A 6,074-nucleotide genomic window follows, 5' to 3' on the forward strand; every position below is an offset into this window, starting at 1 on the left:
CATGGCGACCACCAAGAAGCTGTACAACGCGATCAAGGACGAGTACGAGATTGCCAGCGTGCAGTACGCCTACGAGGACGAGCTGTGGAGCCTGACGGAAGATGCGCGACATCTGAGCAGCCGGGGCGAGGCGTACAGTCTGATCCTCGCACTGGAGGAGATTCTGAGAGCGATGCCGATCGCGGAGCGCGAGTCGATCCTGACAGCGGGACGCAAGGTCAAGCCAGCGGCACGCGAGAATGCGCGTGCGGTATGGCGCAAACGGCGCGCGACAGATTCGGCAGCGTAAAGGGTTGCGCGCTAGCTACGAATGGTGTACACTAGAACCAGTTGAGAGACACGTCGCGAGACACGAGACACAAGGAGACACGAGATGAGCACGATTGATATGCAGGTTCTGGAAGAGCGCTACGAGGAGCACGCGCATCTGCTCATGGACGAGATGCCGACCGAGGAAGCCGCCGCGATCCAAGCCGAGATCGAGGAGCTGCTGGAAACGTGCAACACGATGGTCCGGCTCGGCACGTATCGCGATCGCGAGAGCGGCGAGTACGACCTGCGCTATCTCGCAGCGTTCGAGGACGCGGTGACGATGCTCGAAGACCTTGCCGGGTATGCGATGAGTTGGTAGCCAGATAGCCACGATTGGTGTACACTAGAGTCAGTCGAGAGACACGAGACACGAGAGGAGACACAACATGACGACGCGCACGATCCCGGTCACGATCTTCTACACGAACGGCACGAGCACCACGCAGCGCTTGCCGGTCAGCGATAACGTCACGCGCGAGATCGATCGCTTCCGCGAGAACGTGAAGCGCGACTGGCGCACGTATCGCAACCTCGGCGTGATGTGGTTCCGGTTCCAGATCACCGAGCAGTACGCGGAGGAGTTCAGCCTCGCATCGCTGATGTAGGCAAAGGAAAGCACCGGGCAAAAGGCCCGGTGCGATCCCCCCTCGTCGGTGCCCCGAGTGACCCACGAAACCCGGAGCTAACCTGAGGGTAGCCAGAAGGACACGAGATGTCAACAGAGGGACACGTCTACGAGGTCACGCCACAACCGTTGTTCGATCTCGCGCAGTATGAAGTGGAGCACCGCCCGAGTATCGATCGACAGGAGAAGATGCAACGCGCAGCACTCGATGAACGCAACGATGAGGCACTGACGAGAGACACACGGATCATGCACCTGCGCCGGATGGTCCGGTTCGCGGAGACATTGATCGCACAGCTACAGGAGGAGATGGATGATGCACATATCGATCGACCAAAAAAGACAAGAGGCCGCACGACTCGCTGAGGAGGGCAAGAGCTATCGACAGATCGCGAAGGCGCTCGGCGTCGCGCCGATGACCGTGTACTACTGGCTGCCCTCGAAAGAGGAGCAGGGCATGTTTCGCGAAATGGCCGAGCTGCGATTGAAGGGGCTGACCAACATCGAGATCGCGGAAAAGCTCGGCGTGGATCGCAAGAAGGTCAGCTCGGTGCTCGGGCCGCTGCCGCGACTGCATCGCGCGCAGAGTGACCGGCGACAGATTCGCATGGAGCCGGGAACGTATGACCGATTGAAGCAGGTCGCGCAAGGACTCGGGCTGCACGTCGGGAAGGGCAGCGTGCCGCGTGATGGAGCGGTCGGGCGCATGCTCGATGCGATCGCACGCGGGGAGCTGAACGTCAGCTGGAAGAACGGATACGGGCCGCATATCGATACGGTGGAGGACTAGCAGTGGCGCGGTTGCTTGTGGATCACGAGAAGGATGCTGAGCTGATCGAGCAGGTATCGCGAGAGATGCGACGCGTGGAGTTCGAGAGTCCACGCTGGCGCGCGAGTTACGACATGGCGGCGGTCGCGATCTCACTGACGCGACAGCACGACGCACGAAAGGAGACACAGCATGAGCACGATCACACCGACGCGGCCGACTGAACAGGCGTGGGACTTCGAGCGCGAGCTGCAGCGCATCCCGAACGTGTCGCACATCGCGATCAGTCCCGCCCCGCTGTACACGGGCTACGCGTGGACGGTGCACATCCGCACGTTCACGCGCAACCCGGACACGAACGTGGCGACGACCAGCAGCTGGGTCGGGCAGGGCGCGACGATCGAGGAAGCGCAGCGCAACGCGATCGAGGCGAGCACCGTGAAGATCATGCGCTATGACGGCGAGAGCAGCAGCGTTCGCGTCTATGACAAGGACGCATCGCTCCTGCGCAGAGAGTAGCTAGGTGGCGACGAAATGAAGGAGAGGAGACACAGCATGCGCGAGAGCACCTACACGATCTGGTACCGCATCTACATGGACGGTCGGTGGCAGCTGCGCACGTTCAGATCAGCATCGAACTGGCAGCGACTCGACAACGCGATCACCGACGCGCGGGACGTGCTGAAACAGCAGCAGTACCCGACGAGTCAGGCGTTCATCGTGGACGATCGCGGCGCGATCCGCTGGGTGAGCGATCGCGTGCCACTCGTCGAGGAGCTGTATGCATGAGCACCACCGCAGAACGCCTAGAAACGGTCGCTACGCGCGAGTTCGATCCGTTCGAGCTACGTGTACGGGTGGAGCGAGAAACGACCTTTGGCGACCGTACTGTGCGCGTCACGACCTACAACGACGGCGCGACCACGCTCGCGATCGAGAATACGCACGGCATCGTGCTGCACCAGATGATCGCTGAGCTACGGGACACGGATTCGATTGAGCAGCTGATCGGCATGCTGCGAGCTGCGCAGCGCGATCACGAGCTGGCGAGGCACGAGTAGACATGGAGGACACAGTGGTCAAGATCGAAGTACGCGACACCGCGAAAGAGCGCGTGTTTCTCGAAGGCGATCGCGTGCGCGTCGTCTGCGGCGAGTACGCGGGACACCTCGGTACGGTGCGCAAGGTTCACGGAAACGCTGTATTCGTCGGGCTGGACGGCCAGTCGCATTCGCTGACGGCGCATCCCGACCAGCTCACGCACGATCTCGGCGAGCAGGAGAGCAAGGTCGAGCAGCTGCAGCGCGCACTCGATGAGATGCAGCGCGCCAACGAGTATCTGCGCATGGAGGTCGCCTCGCGCGGTGAGCGCATCGCCGAGCAGAACGAGCGGATCGAGGCGCTGAAAAAGGCGCGCAACGTCGTGCTGCCGACCGGGAACCTCATCCTTGACGCGTTCGCCGGGGCGCGGCTGAACGGCGAGCTGCGGGAAGCGCTGCACAAGGCGCGCGGGGCGTGCAAGCGCTTGCGCATTGAGCGCGACGAGGCGCGACAGAAGGTGGACCAGCTGCAGCAGCGCGAGAGCGCGAACGGCAAGATCGACAAGATCATCGCGGATCACGCGCTCGCAGATGCCGAACGCCGCGAGCTGCTGCAGATCGCCGCGACGCTCGCGCGACAGCTCGACAACCGCTAACGAAAGGAGACACGACATGACGACCCGACGCATCCTGACGACCGTCCTCGCGATCCTGACCGCGCTCACGCTGCTCGCTCCGGCGAGCGCTCAGCGCACGCGCCCGACACCGACGCCGACTCCGGCAGCTGACGAGCACGAGAGTATCGTGTATGTGCATCGCTACCGTGACGACGTGATCAACGTGCGGTCGCGCACGTTCGATACGCTGCGCGAGGCCAAGCTGTTCTACTCGCTGCTGGACACGGAATCGCTCGAAGAAGCGGTGGATATGTACGTGATCGATGAGATGGAGCAGGGCGACATGAAAACCTACCTGCTCACGGACTTCGATCTCGTCGGCGCGGTCGCGATCTTCCGCGACGGCTACACGGTGACGATGGTCGCGTATGTGACCGCAGAGGACGAACCGGACTTCGAGCTGTTCTTCCGGTTCGTGACGGACGTCGTGTACTACGGGCTGGATGCCCCGGCCCCGCGCGGCTACACGATCACCGAGGACACGCGGCGCGGTCCGAGCTACAGCTGGTAGGGTACGCGATGAAGCTGAACCGACCCGAGCGGCTGGCCGTCGTCGTGACCGGCGACCGCCACGCCCAAGCGGTGGACTGGCAGGGGCCGATCTACAACGTGCTGGACGCGCTTCGGGCGACCTGCCAGCACGCGGTCCTGATCCACGGTGACTGCGACGCCCCGGAGGGCGCGGAGGGCATCGATCGAATCGCGGCACGCATAGCAGCGAGCACCGGCTGGCAGATCATCCCGGTCCCGGCGATGTGGGCACGCGACGATCGCGCAGCAGGGCCGCGCCGGAACCGCATCATGCTGAAAATCCTTGCCGCGCTGCAGGCGCAGGGCTACCGCGCCGGGGTGCTGGCGTTTCACGACGACATCGAGAACAGCAAAGGAACGAAAGATTGTGTGGCACAGGCTGAGCTGCTGGGCCTGTCGATCGCGCAGTACACGAGAGAGGGACGCAAGCGATGAACGAGGAGCAGGCGAAGATGCTGACGTTCGAGGACACCGGGTTTCCGGCTGAGTGGTATTGGCAGCGCGAGGGCGAGTCGCAACGCTTCTACACACGACAGGCGGTGCTCGATGCGATCCGGCGACGCAAGCGGGTCGCGCCAGCTCCGATCCCGAAGCCAACCGAGCCGGTGAAGCCGATCAATGTGCGACCGACGAGCGCGACATGCAAGCAGTGCGGCAAGACGTTCCCGGTCGGGCCGAGAGGATACGTGCCGATGTACTGCGGTCGTCGCTGCAGAGATCGCTACAACGATCACAAGCGGCGCGATCGCATGCGCGAAGCCGTGATCTCCGCGAAGCAGCAGGTCCGGCAACAGCGCCGGGAAACTCGCGCGTAGCCTTTTACCTACGAAGGGTTGACACTTGGGCTGCAGCTGGTGTACACTACGTGTAACGAGATGAGCGATTGGCGCTCGTCAAGAGACACAAGGAGACACGAGATGAACGTTGCGAAGATCAAGGCGAGCGAGCTGCAGCCGGGTATGATCTACGTCGAGCCGATGCGACTCGACTGGAACGGCGACACGTATGCGCGCGAGATCACGAAGGTCGAGCACAGCAAGCTCAATCACCCGGATGGTGGCAAGTACGTGATGATCTGGTGCGGCGTGCGAGAGATTCGCATGAGCAGCGAAAAGGACGTCACGGTTCAGGCGTAAGAGACACAGCGGGAGGGCGAAAGCCCTCCCACCACCCAGAAGGAGACACAGCATGTACACCCTCGAAGATCAGTACCGCAGCGCGATCGAGAGCCGCAAGACGTGGATGATGCAGAAGAAGCGAGCCGTCAACGCGGTCCTCGGTGAAATCCGCGAGCGACTGGCGAAGGGCGAGAGCGCCGACACGCTCAACGGCGACGTGATGAACTTCGCCGCCGAGCAGGACTACCGGCTGAAGCTCAGCGACGACATCAGCACTGGCCTGAACGAGCTGCGGCTGGAATGGATCGCGTGGGTCGCTGACGACGTGCGCGAGGCGATGGGCTGGGAGACACCGTAACGAGACAGCGCCGGGGCGAGATGATCGTCCCGGCGTTGCTCTTTCGCTCAATGGTTGCATCATAGCTACGACTGGTGTACACTGGAATCAGTACACGAGATGCAGCGACGAGAGGAGACACGATGAGCGAGCAGCAGATGCAGAAGATCACCCGGATGATGACCACGCAGCAGATCGCTGACGCGCTGCAGCAGATCAACGACGACCATACGCTCGGCATGGAAGCCGCCACCGTCGAGATTGCGCTGATCGACGAGCTGGACCGCCGCGAGCTGGTCACCTACGACGATCGTGGACGCGTCTACTGGAAGGAGTCGGGCACGCTGATTCCCGGCCAAATCTAAGAGGCGTAGCCTTTTACCTACGAATGGTTGACAGCACGCTATAACTGGTGTACAGTGGACGTAACGTGATGAGCGACTGGCGCTCATCGAGAGACACAAGGAGACACGAGATGATGACCATGATCCAGCAGATGCAGCGCGCGATGACCACCGACGACACGCTGCGCGGGTTGCTCTTCGAAGCGGAGCTGTGGCGCGGACTTGCTGCCACGGAGAACGCGCCCGACGAGCTGATCGCCGAGGCGAAGCGCAACGCGGAGAGCGCGTACACCCGCGCCGTGGCCCACTTCAACGCCAACC

At 62.5% G+C, this 6,074-nt stretch carries 17 protein-coding genes; all 17 read left to right on the forward strand.

The features are described 5' to 3' along the window. Positions 1 to 289 (forward strand): hypothetical protein (locus Q1J95_RS13520; RefSeq protein ID WP_300268419.1); only part of this gene is annotated, 289 nt, incomplete at its 5' end. An 84-nt stretch (positions 290 to 373) separates the two neighbouring features. After that, positions 374 to 631, forward strand: coding sequence for a hypothetical protein (locus Q1J95_RS13525; protein ID WP_300268422.1), 258 nt, complete (start codon positions 374 to 376; stop codon positions 629 to 631). Between the two features lie 67 nt (positions 632 to 698). Next, on the forward strand, positions 699 to 917 hold the full coding sequence (locus Q1J95_RS13530) for a hypothetical protein (protein ID WP_300268424.1): 219 nt from the start codon (positions 699 to 701) through the stop codon (positions 915 to 917). A gap of 107 nt (positions 918 to 1,024) precedes the next feature. Then, a complete protein-coding gene (locus tag Q1J95_RS13535; protein WP_300268427.1) occupies positions 1,025 to 1,303 on the forward strand; it encodes a hypothetical protein in 279 nt (92 codons plus the stop codon). Continuing rightward, positions 1,251 to 1,727: a helix-turn-helix domain-containing protein gene (locus tag Q1J95_RS13540; RefSeq protein WP_300268430.1), complete on the forward strand. Its 477-nt coding sequence runs from the start codon at positions 1,251 to 1,253 to the stop codon at positions 1,725 to 1,727. Before Q1J95_RS13535 ends, Q1J95_RS13540 begins: the two co-directional genes overlap by 53 nt. Positions 1,728 to 1,729: 2 nt before the next feature. Then, on the forward strand, positions 1,730 to 1,930 hold the full coding sequence (locus tag Q1J95_RS13545; protein ID WP_300268433.1) for a hypothetical protein: 201 nt from the start codon (positions 1,730 to 1,732) through the stop codon (positions 1,928 to 1,930). After that, a complete protein-coding gene (locus Q1J95_RS13550; RefSeq protein WP_300268436.1) occupies positions 1,899 to 2,225 on the forward strand; it encodes a hypothetical protein in 327 nt (108 codons plus the stop codon). Before Q1J95_RS13545 ends, Q1J95_RS13550 begins: the two co-directional genes overlap by 32 nt. 36 nt (positions 2,226 to 2,261) lie before the next feature. Next, complete coding sequence (locus Q1J95_RS13555; protein WP_300268438.1) at positions 2,262 to 2,495, forward strand: hypothetical protein; 234 nt, start codon at positions 2,262 to 2,264, stop codon at positions 2,493 to 2,495. Beyond that, entirely contained in the window at positions 2,492 to 2,767 is a 276-nt protein-coding gene (locus Q1J95_RS13560) for a hypothetical protein (RefSeq protein ID WP_300268441.1), read from the forward strand. Before Q1J95_RS13555 ends, Q1J95_RS13560 begins: the two co-directional genes overlap by 4 nt. A 14-nt stretch (positions 2,768 to 2,781) precedes the next feature. After that, positions 2,782 to 3,402: a hypothetical protein gene (locus Q1J95_RS13565; protein ID WP_300268443.1), complete on the forward strand. Its 621-nt coding sequence runs from the start codon at positions 2,782 to 2,784 to the stop codon at positions 3,400 to 3,402. 16 nt (positions 3,403 to 3,418) lie between these two features. Further along, on the forward strand, positions 3,419 to 3,934 hold the full coding sequence (locus Q1J95_RS13570) for a hypothetical protein (protein ID WP_300268445.1): 516 nt from the start codon (positions 3,419 to 3,421) through the stop codon (positions 3,932 to 3,934). An 8-nt stretch (positions 3,935 to 3,942) separates the two neighbouring features. Continuing rightward, positions 3,943 to 4,389: an SLOG family protein gene (locus Q1J95_RS13575; protein ID WP_300268447.1), complete on the forward strand. Its 447-nt coding sequence runs from the start codon at positions 3,943 to 3,945 to the stop codon at positions 4,387 to 4,389. Then, positions 4,386 to 4,769, forward strand: coding sequence for a hypothetical protein (locus tag Q1J95_RS13580; RefSeq protein WP_300268450.1), 384 nt, complete (start codon positions 4,386 to 4,388; stop codon positions 4,767 to 4,769). Before Q1J95_RS13575 ends, Q1J95_RS13580 begins: the two co-directional genes overlap by 4 nt. Before the next feature lie 102 nt (positions 4,770 to 4,871). Beyond that, positions 4,872 to 5,090 (forward strand): hypothetical protein, encoded by a 219-nt coding sequence (locus tag Q1J95_RS13585; protein WP_300268453.1) that lies wholly within the window; start codon positions 4,872 to 4,874, stop codon positions 5,088 to 5,090. Positions 5,091 to 5,142: 52 nt separating this feature from the next. Further along, positions 5,143 to 5,430 carry a hypothetical protein gene (locus Q1J95_RS13590; RefSeq protein ID WP_300268457.1) on the forward strand — a complete coding sequence of 96 codons (288 nt, stop codon included), beginning with the start codon at positions 5,143 to 5,145 and terminating at the stop codon, positions 5,428 to 5,430. Positions 5,431 to 5,552: 122 nt separating this feature from the next. Beyond that, the gene (locus Q1J95_RS13595; RefSeq protein ID WP_300268460.1) at positions 5,553 to 5,774 is read left to right on the forward strand and encodes a hypothetical protein; all 222 of its coding nucleotides are present in this window, start codon (positions 5,553 to 5,555) and stop codon (positions 5,772 to 5,774) included. 110 nt (positions 5,775 to 5,884) lie between these two features. Continuing rightward, on the forward strand, positions 5,885 to 6,074 hold a 190-nt coding region (locus Q1J95_RS13600), incomplete at its 3' end, for a hypothetical protein (protein ID WP_300268463.1).

Source organism: Microbacterium sp., assembly GCF_029263575.1.
GTDB lineage: Bacteria > Actinomycetota > Actinomycetes > Actinomycetales > Microbacteriaceae > Microbacterium.

Coding starts and splice junctions, on each gene's coding strand:
- Q1J95_RS13525 (WP_300268422.1), top strand. CDS start 374: ATGAGCACGATTGATATGCAGGTTCTGGAAGAGCGCTACGAGGAGCAC.
- Q1J95_RS13530 (WP_300268424.1), top strand. CDS start 699: ATGACGACGCGCACGATCCCGGTCACGATCTTCTACACGAACGGCACG.
- Q1J95_RS13535 (WP_300268427.1), top strand. CDS start 1,025: ATGTCAACAGAGGGACACGTCTACGAGGTCACGCCACAACCGTTGTTC.
- Q1J95_RS13540 (WP_300268430.1), top strand. CDS start 1,251: ATGATGCACATATCGATCGACCAAAAAAGACAAGAGGCCGCACGACTC.
- Q1J95_RS13550 (WP_300268436.1), top strand. CDS start 1,899: ATGAGCACGATCACACCGACGCGGCCGACTGAACAGGCGTGGGACTTC.
- Q1J95_RS13555 (WP_300268438.1), top strand. CDS start 2,262: ATGCGCGAGAGCACCTACACGATCTGGTACCGCATCTACATGGACGGT.
- Q1J95_RS13560 (WP_300268441.1), top strand. CDS start 2,492: ATGAGCACCACCGCAGAACGCCTAGAAACGGTCGCTACGCGCGAGTTC.
- Q1J95_RS13570 (WP_300268445.1), top strand. CDS start 3,419: ATGACGACCCGACGCATCCTGACGACCGTCCTCGCGATCCTGACCGCG.
- Q1J95_RS13575 (WP_300268447.1), top strand. CDS start 3,943: ATGAAGCTGAACCGACCCGAGCGGCTGGCCGTCGTCGTGACCGGCGAC.
- Q1J95_RS13580 (WP_300268450.1), top strand. CDS start 4,386: ATGAACGAGGAGCAGGCGAAGATGCTGACGTTCGAGGACACCGGGTTT.
- Q1J95_RS13585 (WP_300268453.1), top strand. CDS start 4,872: ATGAACGTTGCGAAGATCAAGGCGAGCGAGCTGCAGCCGGGTATGATC.
- Q1J95_RS13590 (WP_300268457.1), top strand. CDS start 5,143: ATGTACACCCTCGAAGATCAGTACCGCAGCGCGATCGAGAGCCGCAAG.
- Q1J95_RS13595 (WP_300268460.1), top strand. CDS start 5,553: ATGAGCGAGCAGCAGATGCAGAAGATCACCCGGATGATGACCACGCAG.